Raw genomic sequence first — 16,579 nt, 5'->3', positions numbered from 1 at the left:
GGTGAAGCGCAGGACATGGGTGCTGGCCACGACGACGGTCGCCGCCGTCGTGGCCGGCGCCGTGCTCATCGGGTCCCGTGACAAGGAACCGGCGACGGCGCGCGACACTCCGACGAACACCGCGCCGGTACAACGCGGAACGCTCACGGCGGAGATCTCCCAGAGCGGGACGCTGACCTACCGGGCCCAACCGAACGGCTCGCCGTACCCGGTGGTCAACCAGGCCGGCGGAACGTACACCGCGCTGCCCACCGACGGCGCCGAGGTCGCCTGCGGCGACGTGCTCTACCGCGTCGACGACCGGCCCGTGCTGGCGTTGTGCGGCACCGTCCCGGCATACCGCGAGCTGCGTAGCGGCCTCACCGGCCACGACGTGCGCCAGCTCAACGCGAGCCTGCACGCGCTCGGCCACGACACGGCCGCCGGGGTCGCGATCAACCCCGACGACAACGCCTTCACGTGGCGGACCCAGCAGGCGCTGCGGGTGCTCCAGCACGCCAAGGGCCTGCAGCTGACCGGGAGGCTGGCGTTCGGCGATGTCGTGTTCCTGCCCGGATCGGTGCGGATCGCCGCGGTGACCGGCGCGCTCGGCGGGCCCGCCCAGCCGGGTGCGCCGGTCGCGCAGGCCACGTCGAACACCATCGAGGTGCAGGTGGCCCTGGACCCGTCGCAGCAGGGCGAGGTGAATCCGGGCGACGCCGCGCGGGTCACCCTGCCGGGCAACAGATCCGTGCCGGGGAAGGTCGACCGGTTGGGCCGGGTCGCCCAGGTGGCCACCGGACAGACCGCGGCCACCGTCCCCGCCTACGTCAGCCTCGACGACCCGACGGCGGCGCGCGGCCTCGACCGGGCCCCGGTGCTGGTGAGGATCACGACCACCGAGGTGGACAACGCCCTCAGCGTCCCGGTGACCGCGCTGGTCGGCGCGGCCGGCGGCGGGTACGCGGTCGAGGTCGTGCGCCCCGACGGGCGGCGCGAGCTGGTCGCGGTGGGGCTGGGCCTGTTCGACGCCGCGGGCGGCCGGGTCCAGGTCGAGGAGGGCGCGCTGCGCGAGGGTGACCGGGTGGTCGTGCCGTGACCGTCCTCGAACTCGACGGCGTCACCAAGGACTACGGCGACGTGGCGGCCCTGCGCGGCGTCTCCTTCTCCGTCCGGCGGGGCGAGCTGGTGGCGATCGTCGGCCCCTCCGGGTCGGGCAAGTCCACGCTGCTGCACGTGATGGGGACGCTGGAGCGGCCCAGCGGCGGCGTGGTCCGCGTCGGCGGGTCCGACGTGGCGCGGCTCGACGACCGGGCGCTGTCGCTGCTGCGGGCCCGCGAGATCGGGTTCGTCTTCCAGCAGTTCTTCCTCGCCGAACACGCCACGGTGCGGGAGAACGTCGCCGACGGGCTGCTGTACGCGGGGGTGCGGGCCGCCGAGCGGTACCGGCTCGCCGACGAGGCGCTCGAACGGGTCGGGCTCGCCGACCGGGCGACGTTCACCCCCAACCGGATCTCCGGCGGGCAGCGGCAGCGGGTGGCGATCGCCCGGGCCCTCGTCGGGAGCCCGTCGATCGTGCTCGCCGACGAGCCGACCGGGAACCTCGACAGCGCCACCGGCGCGTCGATCATGGCCCTCATCCACGAGCTCAACGCGGACGGTTCGACGATCATCATGATCACGCACGACGCCGGGCTGGCCGGCCAGCTGCCCCGACGGATCCGGGTGCTCGACGGCCGGGTCGTCTCCGACACGGGGGTCACGCCATGAGGCTCGGGTTCCGCGACGGGCTCCGCGTGGCCAGCGTCGGCCTGCGCGCCCGTCCGCTGCGCGCCACGCTGTCGGCGCTCGGGATCGCGATCGGGACGGCGGCGATCGTGGCCGTCCTCGGGCTGTCCTCGTCGTCGCAGGCCGGGCTGCTCGCCGAGATCGCCCGGCTCGGCCCGAACCTGCTCACCGTCGAGCCCGGGACGAGCCTCGCCGGCGGCGACGTGCACCTGCCCGTCGAGGCGCCGGCGCGGATCACCCACCTCGACCACGTCGAGTCGGTGGCGCACACCGCCCTGCTGAAGGACGACGGCGTCTACCGGAACCCGTTGATCCCGGCGGCGAACACCGGCGGACTGCAGGTCCGGGCCGCCAGCCTCGACCTGCCCGCGGTGCTCCGGACCGGCGTCGCGCGCGGCGTCTGGCTGAACGAGGGCACCGCCCGGGAGCCGGTCGTGGTGCTCGGCGCGTCGGCCGCGGCGCACCTGGGCATCGACCGCGTCCACCCCGATCTGCGGGTCTGGCTCGGCGGCCAGTGGTTCACGGTTGCCGGCATCCTCGAGCCGTCGCCGCTGGAGCCGGCGGTCGCCAACAGCGCCCTCGTCGGGTATCCGGCCGCGCAGCGGTACCTCGGCTACGGCACCGGGTGGCCGACGTCGATCTACGTGCGCGCCGACATCGACCATGTCCCGTCGGTGCGGTCGCTGCTCGCCCGGACGGCCAACCCGGAGTCGCCGTACGAGGTGGCGGTCAGCCGGCCCTCCGACGTGCTCACCGCGCGGGCCGCGGCGGCGGGTGCGTTCGACAGCCTGTTCCTCGGGCTGGGCGTGGTGGCCCTGGTCGTCGGTGCCGTCGGCGTCGCCAACATCATGATCATATCGGTGCTGGAACGCCGCTCGGAGATCGGCCTGCGTCGCGCCCTCGGCGCCACGCGGGGCCAGATCCGCACCCAGTTCCTGGCGGAGTCGATCCTGCTCGCCGTCGCCGGCGGCGCCGTCGGGGTCCTGGCCGGTGCGGCGGCGACGGCCGTCTTCGCCGGCGCGAAGGGCTGGGACGTCGTCGTGCCCGTCCAGGCGTGGACCGGCGGCATCGTGTCGGCGGTCCTCATCGGCGCGTTCGCCGGCCTGCTGCCGGCCCTGCGCGCGTCCCGGATGTCACCGACCACGGCGTTGCGGACGGTATGAGCACGGGTCAGCCGGCCGGCAGGGTCACCGTGACCCGGAGCCCGCCACCGGGACGGGGCCGGAGGACGAGCATCCCGTCGTGCGCCTCGGCGATGCTGCGCACGATCGCCAGGCCGAGCCCGACCCCGTCGCCGCGGACGCGTCCGGTACCGCGCTGGAACGGCTCGACGAGCGTGGGCACCAGGTCCGGTGCGAGCGTCCCACCGGTGTTCTCGACGATGAGCGCGACGGTGCGGCCGTGGACGCCGGTCGAGACCCACACCCGGCCCCGCTCCGGCAGGTTGTGGACGATCGCGTTGTGCACGAGGTTCGTGGTCAGCTGCAGCAGCAGCGCGTGCGAGCCGACCGTCGGTGTGATGTCGCCGGACGTCTCCAGGGTGACGCCGTGCTTCTCGGCCAGCGGGAGCAGCGTCTCCATGGCCTCCTCGGCGAGGAGGGACAGGTCGACGTCCTCCCGGGTGAAGGCCCGCTGGTCGGCGCGGCTGAGCACCAGCAGCGCCCCGGTGAGCTCGGTGGCCCGGGCGTTGACGGCCTGCAGCCGGTCGACGAGCTCGTCGGTGTCGCGGTCGCGGTCGCTGCGGGCCACGTCGAGGAGGGTCTTCGTGACCGCCAGCGGGGTCCGCAGTTCGTGGGACGCGTTGGCCGCGAACCTGCGCTGCTCGGCGACGTGCGCCTCCAGCCGCGCCAGCATCGTGTCGAACGCGTCGGCCAGCTCGCGGAACTCGTCCCGGCGCCCGGGAAGCCGGATGCGGTGCGCGAGGGACCCGGTCGCGGCCCGGCGGGTGGCCTCGGTGAGCCGGGTGAGCGGTGCCAGGATCCGGCCGGCGAGAACCCACCCGCCCAGCAGGCCGAACACCAGCAGGAACAGCAGCGCCTGCACCGCCCGGGGCGCGAACGCCCGCTGCAGTTCGTCGCGGGTGGGTCCGGGCGGAACCAGGTTCGGTCCGACGTCGGTGTGGGGCGGATCGGGGACGTAGCGCAGCAGGAACACCCACACGGTGGCGAGCAGCAGCGCCCCGGCGACCATGAGGAACCCGGCGTAGCTGAGGGTCAGCTTGAGGCGGACGCTGGGCCCCGGCCGCCTATCCACCGGTCGTCCCGCCGGCGTCGATGCGGTAGCCGACACCGGCCACGGTGGCGATGATCGCCGGTTCGCCGAGGCGCTTGCGCAGCGCCGACATCGTGATGCGCACCGCGTTGGTGAACGGGTCGGCGTTCTCGTCCCATGCCCGCTCCAGCAGCTCCTCGGCGCTGACGACGCCGCCCTCGGCGGCGACGAGGATCTCGAGCACGGCGAACTGCTTGCGGGTGAGCGCGACGTAGCGGCCGTCGCGGTAGACCTCGCGCCGGAACGGGTCCAGCCGCAGGCCCGCCAGCTCGCGGACGGGTGGCCGGTGGTGCGCGCGCCGGCGGTCGAGGGCCCTCAGGCGCAGCACGAGCTCGCGGAACTCGAACGGCTTGGTGAGGTAGTCGTCGGCGCCGAGCCCGAACCCGGACGCCTTGTCGTCGAGCCGGTCGGCGGCGGTGAGCATGAGGATCGGCAGGCCGCTGCCGGAGGCGACGATCCGCCGGGCGACCTCGTCACCGGAGGGCCCGGGAATGTCCCGGTCGAGCACGGCGATGTCGTAGGCGTTCACGCCCAGTAGTTCGAGGGCGGCTTCGCCGTCACCGGCGATGTCGGCCGCGATCGCCTCCAGGCGCAGGCCGTCACGGATGGCTTCGGCCAGGTAGGGCTCGTCCTCGACGACCAGCACACGCATGCACCGATGCTACGAACCGGACCCTATCGTCGGCGTACGGAAACCACGGACGGGTCCGGCGACCCTGGACATCGACGGAGGCCAGCGACTTTGTGCTGTGGGTATCGATCGCTATTGTCGGGTCGGTCGCACGGTCCACACGGGGGGTTGGCCATGACGGAATCGCCGTACGCACATCCGCACGACAGCACCGCCAGTGCGCCGCCGTACGGATACCCGCACGACGGCACCGCCAGTGCGCCGCCGTACGGACAGACCGCCAACTGGGGTTACGCGCAGCCACCGGGCGGGTACCCGCCGCAGCAGGGTTACCCGGCCGGGGGCGGCTACCCCGGCCCGGGCCAGCAGATGTACCCCGGCGGGCCGCCGCCGCAGCGCTCCAACCGCAACACGCTCGTGGTCATCCTCGGTGCGGCCGGCGTGCTGGCGATCCTGCTCATGGCCGGGCTGATCACGGTGGTCACCGTGGTACGCAGCGATGACGACCGTCCGGGCACGGTAGCGGAGGACCCGGCCGGTGCCACGACGCCACCGGCGACCCCGGGAGCCACACCCACCGCGTCCGCCGCCCCGCCGGCCGGCGGCGGGGGCAAGTACCAGGCGCCGCAGGAGCTCTGCGACAAGCTGGACTTCGCCCCGCTCACGGCCGTGTTCGGCGCCACGCAGGGCACGCCGAGCACGTCGCGGTCCCAGTACGACACGATCACGGTCTCGTGCGGCGTGGTGATGCGGCAGGGGAGCAAATCCGCCATCTCCACCGTGAGCGGCTACTTCGTGGGCTCCGACTCCGACGCGCGGCGCGACTACGAGTACCAGGTCACCAGCGCGAAGAACACGTTCGCGGCGAAGAACGGGATCCGCGAGATCCCCGGTGCCGGCGAGAAGGCGTTCGGGTTCCGGTGGGACTCCTCCAGCGAGACGACCGCGACGTTCCAGCTGTGGATCCTCGACGGCAACCTGACGTTCTCCGCGAAGGTGCTGGGCAGCGCCGGCTCGGGCTCCACCTGGACCAAGGCCGACGAGGACAAGGTGTTCACCGCGCTCACCACGCTGGGAACCGCCGCGCTGACCAAGCTGAAGGGCTGACCAAGCTGAAGGGCTGACGACCGCGCGGTCCCGTCAGCTCAGGGCGAGGACCGCCGGGTCGGTCGCGACGAACAGCGTGCCGTCGGCGAGGGTCAGCGGCGACTCCGCCTCCGCGTACTCGCTGTCGACCTCCGCCGACCAGCTCGTGGGCTCGTCGGGCGCGAACTCCCACCGCGGCTCGCCGGTCCGCGCGTCGATCGCGTGGAGGCGTCCGTCACCGGCCGCCAGGTGCAGGATGGGACCGGCGAGCAGCGGCGTCCCGACGACCGGCGCGTCGAACCGGCGGCTCCACACCAGCCGCCCGGACTCCGGATCGAGGGCGTGCAGCCGGACCCCCGAGGTGCAGTACACCAGGTCGGCGCCGAACACCGGGACGCCGAGGAAGGCGTCGGTGGTCTCCGCGCCGGCCGGCTCGGTCAGCACGACCCGCCCGGTGCCGTCGTCGGGGTCGAAGCCGACCAGCTCCATCGTTGCTTCCCCGATGCCGTCGCAGTAGCGGCTGCGCACCGCCCACACCAGTCCGCGGGCGTGCACCGCGTGGTTCGGCGCGATCATCAGGTCGTCGCCCTCGCAGCGGGGCCGGTCGCACGCGACGAACTCCTCGTGGTGGCCCCAATCCAGCGCACCGGTCGCCAGGTCGAAGGCGTGCAGGCCGCCGTGCGTGTGGTTGCCCTCGACCCCTTCGGTGAGGAACATCCGGCCGCCGGCGACCGCCGCAAACGCCGCCAGCAGGCCGAACCCGAGGTCGTCGGACTCCGTGACCCACCGCTTGTCGCCGGTGCCGCCGTCGTACGCCGCCGCGGCGTGCAGATCGTGGACCACGACCAGCAGCCCGCCGACGACGACGGGGTGATGGCTGCTGATCTCCGGAACCCACCACCGCGGCTCCCCGGTGCGGCGGTCGTGCGCGAACACCTGCCCGCCCGCCTCCACGAACACCAGGTCGTCGGAGACCGCCGGCAGCGCCGCCACTGACGACAGCGCCGCCGACCCGTCGGCATAGCGAAGATCGTGCCGGGACCGCCAGAGCGCGTCGCCGTCGGCGAGGTCGACGGCGTGGACGCCGCCCTCGGCGTCGCCGAAGAACGCGGTACCGCCGACCACCGTCGGTACGGACGGCCTCTCCCCCGGCATCCTCAGCCGGACCCGCGGCCGGCCCGGCAGGCCCGGCCCCGGGAAGCGCCCGGTACGCGACAGGTCGCCGGACGGGAGGTTCACGCCCACGCCCTCCAGCCGGCGAGCCACATGGCGGCCAGCCTAGCCGGCCCACCGGAACCGGGCGGCTCACGCCAGGTGACCCGCCGTCGGTCAGCCGAGGACGTACCGGCCGAGGTTGGCGTACGCCTGCTCGTCGGTCGGTTCGGCGGACTGGTCGTCGCCGAAGCTCGCGGTGCCGTTGCTGCTGTACGTGATCTCGGGGATCGGCTTGCAGCGCTCGTCGGCGGCGACGAACGTGGTGTTCGCGACCACGCGGCCGGTCTTCGCCTCGCGGATCACGGTCGTCCAGGTCACCTTGTGGAGGGTCTGGACGAAGGGCTTGCCGTCGAGGGTGTACCGGCAGGTGCGCACCTTCGCGCCCGTGGTCGCCGAATGGCAGGCGACGAGCTGGACGGCGGTCGGCGTGCTCGACCGCCACTCGTGCTCGGCGTAGGTCGGCACCCGGTCCCACATGGGGTGCGGTGGCGGTCCCGTGTACGCGGGGGCGCTCGGCACGAAGTTGCCGTCGCACACCGACCAGAAGCCGGCGACGCCCGTCGGCATGTCGATCGCGTGCGGGCCGCTCGGCGGCGCCGCGGGCGGGGGCGGGAACGGCGGGCTGTACGGGACGGGCGAGACGCTCGACGCCGGGCCGGCCGTCCCGGCGGTGCCGGCCGCCGGATCCGGGTCCAGCGCACGGACGACCGGCACGGCGAAGGGCACGAGCGCGAGGACCGCGAGCGCGGCCGTGACCACCAGCACCGGGGTCGTACCGGGACGCGGGACCACACCGGGCAGGTGCCGGTCGAGGGTGGCGTGGAGCCCGGAGGCCGGGCTGAGGTCACCGAGCCGCACGGCCGAGGGCGGCTCGGACGCCACGGCCAGCGCGGGCCGTCCCGGAAAGCCCCGGTCGGGCACGACGCCGGTGACGTCGGCGAACGGGAGGTACCGCACGGTCGGTCCACCGGGACCGGGAACCCGCTCGACCAGGCCGCGTTCGTACACCAGGAGCCAGCGGCGCCGCTCCGCCGGGTCCACCCGGAACCGCACGACCGCGAGCACGACGAGCACGACCACCGGGAGGGCGAGCGCGTAGGCGTACACGTGGGCGAGGGCCAGGATCAGCCCGACGAGCGCCGCCCCGCCCATCGTCCCGAGCGCGACGCCGGCGGGGATCCTGTGCACGCTGCCGTACGAACCCTGCAGCGCCCCGAAGCCATCGACCACGGCCGGATTCTAGAGGCGGCGGCGCCGCACGACCTGCCCTCGCCGCTCGGGAACGGGTGTCAACGGTCGCAGTCGGTGGTGTCGTCGGACGGGTTGATGCGCAGCGGGAGCCCGCCCATCATGTCGTACGGGAAGCGGGCGGCCGTCGCGTTGTAGTCGATCACCGCGTCTTCGCAGTCGTTCCGGGCCTGGCGGATGGTCTTGAGGCCGCTGTACGGCTGGCCGGAGCTGCCCCAGGCGATCAGGGCCGCCGTCGCGGCCTTGTCGCGGGTGCGGACCGTCTGCAGCTTGCCGGGCAGGTCGGCCTCCCGGAACTGGGCCTGCAGCGCCTCGCGGGCCTGCTTCTGTGCCTGCTGGTGTGCCGCCAGCTCCCGGTCGAGCCGGGTCGTCTCGCCGCGCAGCTGACCGCGGACCGCCAGCACGACGACGCCGTTGACGACGAGGACGAGCAGCAGCGCGGCGGCCACCACGGCGGCAACGGTCACCCGCTTCGGCCGCGGGCCGCCGGTCGGGGCCGCCGGCGTTCCCGGCGCCTGCCACGGCGGGGTTCCGGGCTCCTGCCACGAGGCCGTCGCGTGGGGCGTGGCCGGCCAGCCGGACGTCGGCGCGTCCGCCGGCGGTGCCTGCGACCAGCCGGACGCCGGCGGCTGCGCCGGCGGGACCTGCGACGGTGCCTGCGACCAGGGGGAAGCCGGCGGCTCGGCGGGCGGTGCCGGCGGGACCGCGTTCGGTCCGGGCTGCGGGTGTTCGGGGTACACGGTGTCGACAGCCTCTCGCTCAGATGTTCGCCGTGAATGCGCGGCCGCAGTCGGTTTCCGGGTTCTTCAGGTCGATCCGCTTGGGCAGCGACGTGAACAGCCGGTCGGGGAACGGGCCGGCGGCGACGTCGTAGGCGATGACGGCGTCGTTGCAGGCGTCCATCGCCTCATCGAGCAGGCCGAGGCGGATCCCGCCGTCCCGCCAGGCGCGGAAGGCCACGTCCGCCGCCTTGTCGAGGTCCTTGACGCGCTGCAGCTTCGACTCCAGGCCGGCGCTGCGGAAGTCCTCGGGCACCTTGCGGGCGGCGGCCTCCTCCTGCTGGGCGACCCTGGTCTGTTCGGCCTCGCGGTCCGACACCCCCCGCCGCAGATCCGACACGGCCGACCAGCCGAGGGTCGCGGTCACCGCGATCGCCGCGGCGAGCACGACCGCGGCGGCCACCAGGAGCCGGAACGCCGTGCGTCCCGGCGGAGGCGGCTGGGGGGACGGCTGGGGGGACGGCGGCGGGAACGGCTGGGGGGACGCAGGTGTAGACGGCGGGAACCCGGCGGCCGAGGGGCCGGAGACCGGCGCCTCGTACCCCGGAGGAGCGCTGACCGGAGGGCCCGACGCCGGCGCGTCGGGTCCGGCGATGCCCCCGGCGGTCGGCGCGGGCTGCGGCTGGGCCGGTTCCGGCTGCGGCGCGTGCGTGTCCGGTTGCGGCGCCTGGTACAGCTCCGGATGCGGACCACCGTCCGTGGGCGGCTGCGGCGCCTGGTACAGCTCCGGGTGCGTGGCCGGGTGCGGCTCGGCGTGCGTCGCCGGCTGGTGCTCCGGGTGCGCGGCCGGCTGCTGCGGGAACATCTGGACCTCCATCGATCATGCGTTCCCGTCGATGCTTCCCGCCCGCGCGGGGACGTGTCCATGCCGCACAGGTGCGGCATGGACAGCCCGGTGGGCCGGTGACATGCTCGAACGAGTGACGACTGAGGTCGAACGGGCTCCGACGCTCCTGAGCGGCATCGACCTGCGACACCGCATCCGGGTTCTGGCGGTGGCCGTGTCCGTGGTGTCCCGGCTGGCCACCCTGGGGATGGTGGCGCTGAGCGTGGTGGCGCTCGTCCACACCGACGCCTACACGTCGCCGCCCCTCGCCGCGGCTGTGTACGTGGTGCTGGCTGTCTGGAGCGTCATGTTCCTGCGCGCGCTGCTGCGCCGCGACCCGGTGCCCGGCTGGGTGCTGACCGTCGACGTGCTGGTCACCGCCGTCTGCCTGGCCGTCCTGCCGCTGGCGGCACGCACCCCCGCGTTCCAGGACCACGTCGCCAACTCGGGGCTGGAGCCCGTCGCCGTGGCGGTGGCCGCGGCGGTGGCGCTGATCAGTGGCAGCGCCCGGCGTACGGTCGCCTCCTGCGCGGCGCTCGCGGTCGGGAACCTGGTGGGCTGGGGACCCATCGCGCGCGGCCCCTCCGACGTGCTGTCCGACCTCAACGTGGTGGGCTGGCAGGTGGCCACCGCCTGCTGCTGCTACGTGCTCATCAGCCGGCTCGGCGGTCTGGTCGACCTCGTCGACGCCGCGACCAGCGACGTCGTGGCGGCCCGGGAACGGGTCGCGGCGGGCCGGGCGCACGCCGAGCTGAAGGAGCGCCACTTCCACGAGCAGGTCCGCCGCTACCGCGCACTGCACGACGGTCCACTACGGATCCTCACCGCGATCGCCGGGCCCGGCCCCGCCGGCCACCCCGACCCGGTCATCCGCCGGCAGTGCTCGGTCAGCGTCAACATCCTGCGCGGCGCGGCGCCCGACGGCACCGGCGGAACGGTCACCGACCTGTCGCTGGCGCTGATCGAGGCGGGCAACGCCAGCGCCACCCTGGGGCTGCGCGTCACCTACCACTTCGCCAACCTTCCCGAGGACCTGCCCGGCGAGGTGGTCGGCGCGCTGCAGTCGGCCGGCGCGGAGGCGTTGAGCAACGCCGCGGCACACGCGGGCACCGACCGTGCCCACCTGACCGCGCGGGGCACCGGCGACACCGGACAGCCGGCCGTCTCGGTCGCGGTCGTGGACCAGGGCAAGGGGTTCGACCCGGACGGCATGCCGCCGGGCTACGGCATCCGGCACTCGATCCTGGCCCGGATGCGCGAGGTCGGCGGAGAGGCCACAGTGGACAGTCATCCCGGTCAGGGCACGCGCGTCGACCTGCGGTGGCCGGCGTGATCCGGGTCGCCGTCATCGACAACGACCGGCTGGTGCCGGCGGGCCTGCGCGCGCTGCTGGCCGAGACGCCCGACATCGCCGTCACCGGCTCCGCCACCGGCGTCGAGGAGTACCTGTCGGGCCGGGTCGTCGCCGACGTCGTCCTGCTCGACCTGCAGCTCGAGGACGGCACCGGACCGGCGGCCAACGTCGCTGCCCTGTGCGCCGCCGGCGCCCGCGTCCTGGTCATCTCGGTGCACGGCGAACGGCGGCACGTCCGCGCGACGATGCGCGCGGGCGCGAGCGGATACCTCATCAAGGACGACGACGCGGCCAAGCTCGCCGAGGCCATCCGCACCGTCCACGCGGGACGCAAGGCGCTGACGACCGAGCTCATGACGCTCATCAACGACGACCCGCCCGACCTGTCCGCCAAGGAGCTCCAGGTGCTCTACCTCTACGGGACCGGGAGCACGCTGGCCGCCACCGCCCGGCGGATCGGCATCGCCATCCCGACCGTGCGCTCGTACCTGGACCGGATCCGCGCCAAGTGGGCCGCCGTCGACGAGCCGATCGACGACGTCCGCGTCCTCATCGACGAGTACCCCCCGCCCACCGACCCGCGGAACAGCGGACGCGCGTGACACCGCGGTCTGGTCAGAGCCACGTCCAGTACAGCCCGTGCCCGTTGCGCCCGCCGATCGAGAAGATCTCCAGCAGCAGCCGCCGGTCGTCCTCCTGGGCCGGATCGGTGAAACGGTGGCCCTCCAGCAGGGCGCCGGCGCGCTGGACCTCCCCGGGCAGCAGGTACCCCACGAACGGCTCGGCCAGGTCACCGAACCGTCCACCGTCGATGCCGTTGATGTGGTCGAGCAGTGCGCACAGCTCGTCGACGGCCGGGCCGTCGCCGGAGGCCCACACCCCTTCCTGGACGTGGCCCGCCAGGTCCGGGCAGTGGGACCGCCGGAACGGCACGCCCTCCGCGAGGAACCGTCGGGAGCTGATGTCGAACTCCTCGTCGAGGGCGCGCAACGCGCCGTCGTCGAGCGTCGCCGAGGCCATGCCGAGGGCCGCGACCACGTCGTCCACCACCTCACGCTGCGCCCCGGTCAGCCCGGCGCATTCGACACCGTCGGACGCCCACCGTTCGAGCACCGCGACGGTGGCGGCGTCGACCTCCTCGGCGAACACGTCGGCGTCGAACAGATGCGGATAGAAGTAGCGTCCCACCCCGGAGTTACTACCAGCCCGCACGCCGGCTCCGGCCACCGGTACCGTCCGGTGATGGTCCGCGGAGCCGTGTTCTTCGACGTCGACGGGACCCTGGCGCCGGGCAGCACCGGGCAGCACCTCGCCGGGGCTCTCGGCTCCGCCGGGGTCGTCCGGGAGATACAGGCCGGCTACGGGGCGGGCCTGCTCGACAGTCACCGGGCCGCCGTCCTGGAGGCCCGGTGCTGGGCGACGTGGACCCCCGCGCAGGTGCGCCGCCACCTGGAGTCGGTGCCACTGGTGGACGGCATCGCCGAGACGGTCCGCTGGTGCCACCGGCACGACCTGGTACCGGTCCTGGCCACGCTGGCCTGGCACCCCGTCGGCGCCTACCTGTGCGAGCGCTTCGGTTTCGACCGCGCGTGCGGACCGCGACTCGAACTGGCCGGCGACCGTTACACCGGAGCCGTCGCCGAAACGGTTCGACGAGGTCGACAAGCGCGACTTCGCGGTCGGCGTGGCCGCCGAACTCGGCGTCGCACCCGCGCGGTGCGCGGCGGTCGGTGACGGGCGCTCGGACGTGCCGCTGTTCGGCGCGGTCGGGCGGGCCATCGCGTTCAACGCGACCGCGGCGGCCCGCGCGGCCGCCCACGTGGCGGTCGACGGAACGGACCTGCGGGCGGTGCTCCCCGTCCTCGACGCCTGGCTCGAACCGTAGTACTCAGCCCACCGCCCCGACCGCGGCCAGGATCGCGTCGAGGGTGGCCTCCGGGCGCGAGAGCATCGACACGTGGGAACCGGCCACCTCCGTGACGGTGGCACCGGCGCGCGAGCTCATCCGGCGCTTGGTGTCGGCCGGGATCACCCGGTCCTCGGTGCCGATGACCGACCAGCTGGGCAGCGTCCTCCACGCCGGCGGACCGGACGGGGTCGCGTTGGCGCTCAAGGTGATCGGGCGCTGGCTGAAGGCGATCAGCCGCCGGTCGTCCTCCAGCAGGTCCGGCGCGAACGCGTCGTGCACGGTCGCCGGTTTCAGGAACGCCTCCGCGTCGCCGTCGGGCGCGCCCGGGTAGCCGACGATGTCGAGCACGGTCGTCGGATCGGCCACGGCGAGGGCGGACCCGGACCCGCCGAGGATCTGGAAGACGGTCTCGCCCTCGTCGGGGATGAACGCGTCGACGTACACCAGCGCGCGGACGTCGCCGGCGGCGGCGTTCGTGACGACGAAGCCGCCGTAGGAGTGGCCGACGAGCACCACGGGACCGCTGGTCCGCTGCGCGAGGAACGACGCGAGGTACGGGGCGTCCGTGGCCAGGCCGCGCAGCGGGTTGGGTGGGCCGAGCACGTCGTACCCCCGCCCCTGCAGTGACGAGGCGACGGGGTTCCAGCTCGAGGTGTCCGCCCACGCCCCGTGGACGAGGACGATGGTGGGTCGCGGCATGACTGTCTCCCTGCGTTCGTGACGGTTGCGGCCGAGCGTAGGAGCGCGCACTTGACGACCACTGAACCGCCGTGAGATGCGCCGCCACCCGATGATCGACGGCGTCGCCTCGGGCACGATGAAGGGCATGTCGGTGATCGTCGGGCGGGACGACCAGATCGGCGTGGTCGAAGCACTCCTCGACGACGCGTGCGCCGGGCGCGGCGCGGCCCTCGTCGTCCGTGGCGAGGCCGGCATCGGCAAGTCGACGCTGCTGGACCACGCCGTCCGGGCCGGCCGCGACCGCGCCATGCGGCTGCTGACCGTCACCGGCGTGCAGGCCGAGGTCCAGATCCCGTACGCCGGGCTCGACCACCTGCTCCGTCCCCTGCGACCGGCCCCGTCCGACACCGGGTCGCCGTACCGGCTGGCCATCGAGGTCCTGGGGATCCTCGGCGAGTCCGAGGCGCCGGTGCTGCTCGCGATCGAGGACGCGCACTGGCTCGACGCCGCGAGCTGGGAGACGCTGGCGTTCCTGTGCCGACGGGTCGAGGCCGACCGGGTCGCGCTGGTCATCGCGGTGCGCGACGGCGAGGACATCGACCGGCGGCTCGCGGCGGCCGGGCTGCCCGAGCTCCGGCTGGAGCCGCTCGGTCCCGACGACGCCGAGACGCTGCTCGACCGGACCGTGCCCCGGCTGACCCGGGCGCTACGGGCCCGGGTCCTCGACGAGGCGGCCGGCAATCCGCTCGGCATCGTCGAACTGGGCGCCGCGGCCGTCCGGTCCGGCGGGTCCGCGCTCCTGCCGTCGTCGCTCCCGTTGAGCACGCGCGTCGAGCGGACGTTCGGCGGCCTGGTCGCCGACCTGCCGCCGCTGACCCGCACGGTGATGCTGATCGCGGCGCTGGACGACGGCGGCGACCTGGACGAGATCCTCGCCGCCGCCGCGCTGGTCACCGGCGCCGAAGTGCCGCCCGACGCGATCCAGCCCGCGGTGACGGCCCGCCTGGTGCTCGTCGACGAACGGTACGAGGTGCGGTTCCGGCACCCGCTGCTGCGTTCGGCGATGCGCCAGCAGGCCGCCGCCGGCGACCGGCGCCGGGTCCACGCGGCTCTGGCCGACGTGCTGGCCCACGACCGGCAACGCCGGTTGTGGCACCGGGCATCCGCCGAGCCGGGCCCGAACGAGTCGCTGGCCGCCGAGCTGACGGAGGTCGCCGTGCGGGCCGCGCAACGCCAGGCCGTCGCGACCGCGCTGGCCGCCGTCGGCCGCGCCGCACAGCTCAGCGGAGACCGCGCCGAACGCGGCCGCCGGCAGCTCTGGGCCTGCGACCTCGCGTTCGAGCAGGGCGACGCGCTGACGCTGCGCCGTCTGATCGGTGAGATCGACGAGACCGCGTTGCACCCGGCCGACCGGGCCCGGCTGACGTGGATCCGGGACGGGCTGGCCGGTGGCGCCCGGACCGGTCCGGACCGGCTGCTGACCTACGCCGACCACATCGACACGATGCGCCGCGAGGGCCAGCGTGACCTCGCCGTCAAGGCGATGACCGAGGTCTGCATGGGCGTCTACTACGCCAGCCCGCCCCGGGCGGTCCGCGACCGGTTCGTCGAGGTCACGCTCGCATTGGACCTCGACGCCGACGACCCGGCCCGGACGGTGATCCTCTCGCAGGTCGCGCCGGTCGAGCACGGCGCGGTCGGGCTGGACCGGCTGCGGCGGTTCGCACCCCGGATGGACCTGGCGCCGGTCCAACGGGTGAACCTGGGTTTCGCGGCGTTCGCTGTCGGCGCGTTCGACCTCGCCCGGCTGTTCGCCCTGTCCTCGGCGGCCGACCTGCGCGCGCAGGGCCGGATCGGCACCCTGACCCAGACGCTCGCGACGGCCGCCTCGGCCGCGGCCGCGTTGGGCGACACCCTGGCCGCGTTGCCGCTCGCCGCGGAGTGCATGGCGCTCGCCGAGGAGACCCGGCAGCCGATGTGGGTCCTCGGTGGCAGCCTGGTCGCCGGCCTGGCCGAGGCCCGGCGCGGTGACGTCGCCGCCGCCCGCCGGCGCGCCGACGACGCCGAGCGGGCGATCGTGGCCGCCCGACGGTTCCCGATGCTCGCCCTGGTACAGCGGGTGCGCGGGGTCGCGGCGCTCGCCGACGGCCAGGCGGAGGACGCGTTCCACCAGTTGTCGCGGGTCTTCGACCCGGCGGACCGGGCCTGGTTCCCGGACTACCGGCTGCTCATGTTCGGCGACCTCGCCGAGTCCGCCGTGCGCGGAGGCTTCCTCGACGAGCTGCGTTCGCTGGTGGCGGACCTGGAGCCGGTGGCCGCGCAGAGCCGGTCGCCCGCGCTGCTGGTGGGGCTCGCGTACGCCCGGGCGGCGCTCACCGGCGACTACGGGGCCGCGCTGGCCGACGACCTGGCCGAGTGGCCCTTCGACCGGGCCCGGTTGCGGCTGACGTACGGCGCGTGGCTGCGCCGGTCACACCGGATCACCGACAGCCGGCCGCCGCTGCGGGCCGCCGCGGCCGCGTTCGACGCGGTCGGCGCCACGCCGTGGGCCGACCGGGCCCGCGCCGAGCTGCGGGCGACCGGGGAGACCCGCCGCAAGCCGATCGACGCGATGGCCGCGCTCACCCCGCAGGAACAGCAGATCGCCCGGCTCGCCGCGGAAGGACTGAGCAACCGGGAGATCGGCGAGCGGCTCTTCCTCTCACCGCGGACCGTCAGCACCCACCTGTACCGGATCTACCCGAAGATCCACGTCAGCTCGCGCACCGAACTGGCCCACGTGATTACGTCATCCGACGTAACCTGACCCGCC

The 16,579-nt window shown here is 74.3% G+C and carries 17 protein-coding genes; 9 read left to right on the top strand and 8 right to left on the bottom strand.

Annotated features, from left to right (window positions below; translation table 11 throughout):
- Window position 1 precedes the first annotated feature (1 nt).
- The 3 genes from Voc01_RS37190 to Voc01_RS37180 are packed head-to-tail and all read left to right on the top strand — an operon-like array spanning window position 2 to window position 2,930.
- Entirely contained in the window at window positions 2-1,078 is a 1,077-nt protein-coding gene (locus tag Voc01_RS37190; RefSeq protein WP_203932370.1) for an efflux RND transporter periplasmic adaptor subunit, read from the top strand.
- Window positions 1,075-1,749: an ABC transporter ATP-binding protein gene (locus Voc01_RS37185; RefSeq protein WP_203932369.1), complete on the top strand. Its 675-nt coding sequence runs from the start codon at window positions 1,075-1,077 to the stop codon at window positions 1,747-1,749. Before Voc01_RS37190 ends, Voc01_RS37185 begins: the two co-directional genes overlap by 4 nt.
- Complete coding sequence (locus tag Voc01_RS37180; protein WP_203932368.1) at window positions 1,746-2,930, top strand: ABC transporter permease; 1,185 nt, start codon at window positions 1,746-1,748, stop codon at window positions 2,928-2,930. The genes Voc01_RS37185 and Voc01_RS37180 overlap by 4 nt, the downstream gene beginning before the upstream one ends.
- Before the next feature lie 7 nt (window positions 2,931-2,937).
- Here the strand turns inward: Voc01_RS37180 and Voc01_RS37175 are convergent, their stop codons facing one another.
- Together Voc01_RS37175 and Voc01_RS37170 are read right to left on the bottom strand one after the other, a co-directional pair.
- A complete protein-coding gene (locus Voc01_RS37175; protein ID WP_203932367.1) occupies window positions 2,938-4,020 on the bottom strand; it encodes a sensor histidine kinase in 1,083 nt (360 codons plus the stop codon).
- Complete coding sequence (locus Voc01_RS37170; protein ID WP_203932366.1) at window positions 4,013-4,690, bottom strand: response regulator transcription factor; 678 nt, start codon at window positions 4,688-4,690, stop codon at window positions 4,013-4,015. Before Voc01_RS37170 ends, Voc01_RS37175 begins: the two co-directional genes overlap by 8 nt.
- A 153-nt stretch (window positions 4,691-4,843) precedes the next feature.
- Between Voc01_RS37170 and Voc01_RS37165 the strand changes: the two genes are divergently transcribed.
- The gene (locus Voc01_RS37165; protein WP_203932365.1) at window positions 4,844-5,776 is read left to right on the top strand and encodes a hypothetical protein; all 933 of its coding nucleotides are present in this window, start codon (window positions 4,844-4,846) and stop codon (window positions 5,774-5,776) included.
- 33 nt (window positions 5,777-5,809) lie between these two features.
- Here the strand turns inward: Voc01_RS37165 and Voc01_RS37160 are convergent, their stop codons facing one another.
- From Voc01_RS37160 to Voc01_RS37145, 4 genes are all read right to left on the bottom strand, one after another.
- A complete protein-coding gene (locus Voc01_RS37160) occupies window positions 5,810-7,021 on the bottom strand; it encodes an outer membrane protein assembly factor BamB family protein (protein WP_203932364.1) in 1,212 nt (403 codons plus the stop codon).
- A gap of 63 nt (window positions 7,022-7,084) precedes the next feature.
- Window positions 7,085-8,200 carry a hypothetical protein gene (locus Voc01_RS37155; protein ID WP_203932363.1) on the bottom strand — a complete coding sequence of 372 codons (1,116 nt, stop codon included), beginning with the start codon at window positions 8,198-8,200 and terminating at the stop codon, window positions 7,085-7,087.
- 59 nt (window positions 8,201-8,259) lie between these two features.
- On the bottom strand, window positions 8,260-8,958 hold the full coding sequence (locus Voc01_RS37150; RefSeq protein ID WP_203932362.1) for a hypothetical protein: 699 nt from the start codon (window positions 8,956-8,958) through the stop codon (window positions 8,260-8,262).
- A gap of 19 nt (window positions 8,959-8,977) precedes the next feature.
- Complete coding sequence (locus Voc01_RS37145) at window positions 8,978-9,814, bottom strand: hypothetical protein (protein ID WP_203932361.1); 837 nt, start codon at window positions 9,812-9,814, stop codon at window positions 8,978-8,980.
- A gap of 103 nt (window positions 9,815-9,917) precedes the next feature.
- Between Voc01_RS37145 and Voc01_RS37140 the strand changes: the two genes are divergently transcribed.
- Window positions 9,918-11,156 (top strand): sensor histidine kinase, encoded by a 1,239-nt coding sequence (locus Voc01_RS37140; protein ID WP_203932360.1) that lies wholly within the window; start codon window positions 9,918-9,920, stop codon window positions 11,154-11,156.
- Window positions 11,153-11,779, top strand: a complete 627-nt coding sequence (locus Voc01_RS37135) for a response regulator transcription factor (protein ID WP_203932359.1) — start codon at window positions 11,153-11,155, stop codon at window positions 11,777-11,779. The genes Voc01_RS37140 and Voc01_RS37135 overlap by 4 nt, the downstream gene beginning before the upstream one ends.
- 13 nt (window positions 11,780-11,792) lie before the next feature.
- Here Voc01_RS37135 and Voc01_RS37130 read toward each other — a convergent pair whose 3' ends face one another.
- Window positions 11,793-12,389 carry a hypothetical protein gene (locus Voc01_RS37130; protein ID WP_203932358.1) on the bottom strand — a complete coding sequence of 199 codons (597 nt, stop codon included), beginning with the start codon at window positions 12,387-12,389 and terminating at the stop codon, window positions 11,793-11,795.
- A 30-nt stretch (window positions 12,390-12,419) separates the two neighbouring features.
- On the opposite strand from Voc01_RS37130, the gene Voc01_RS37125 reads away from it, so the two are divergent.
- Together Voc01_RS37125 and Voc01_RS37120 are read left to right on the top strand one after the other, a co-directional pair.
- Window positions 12,420-12,911, top strand: coding sequence for an HAD family hydrolase (locus Voc01_RS37125; RefSeq protein ID WP_203932357.1), 492 nt, complete (start codon window positions 12,420-12,422; stop codon window positions 12,909-12,911).
- Window positions 12,862-13,062, top strand: a complete 201-nt coding sequence (locus Voc01_RS37120; protein WP_203932356.1) for an HAD hydrolase family protein — start codon at window positions 12,862-12,864, stop codon at window positions 13,060-13,062. The genes Voc01_RS37125 and Voc01_RS37120 overlap by 50 nt, the downstream gene beginning before the upstream one ends.
- A 3-nt stretch (window positions 13,063-13,065) precedes the next feature.
- Here the strand turns inward: Voc01_RS37120 and Voc01_RS37115 are convergent, their stop codons facing one another.
- The gene (locus Voc01_RS37115; protein ID WP_203932355.1) at window positions 13,066-13,785 is read right to left on the bottom strand and encodes an alpha/beta fold hydrolase; all 720 of its coding nucleotides are present in this window, start codon (window positions 13,783-13,785) and stop codon (window positions 13,066-13,068) included.
- A gap of 76 nt (window positions 13,786-13,861) precedes the next feature.
- On the opposite strand from Voc01_RS37115, the gene Voc01_RS37110 reads away from it, so the two are divergent.
- On the top strand, window positions 13,862-16,573 hold the full coding sequence (locus Voc01_RS37110) for a helix-turn-helix transcriptional regulator (protein WP_203932354.1): 2,712 nt from the start codon (window positions 13,862-13,864) through the stop codon (window positions 16,571-16,573).
- Window positions 16,574-16,579: the final 6 nt, after the last annotated feature.

The organism is Virgisporangium ochraceum (assembly GCF_016863655.1).
GTDB classification, from domain to species: domain Bacteria; phylum Actinomycetota; class Actinomycetes; order Mycobacteriales; family Micromonosporaceae; genus Virgisporangium; species Virgisporangium ochraceum.
Note: the sequence above shows the minus strand (reverse complement) of the source record. Positions and strands in the feature narration are given on the sequence as shown.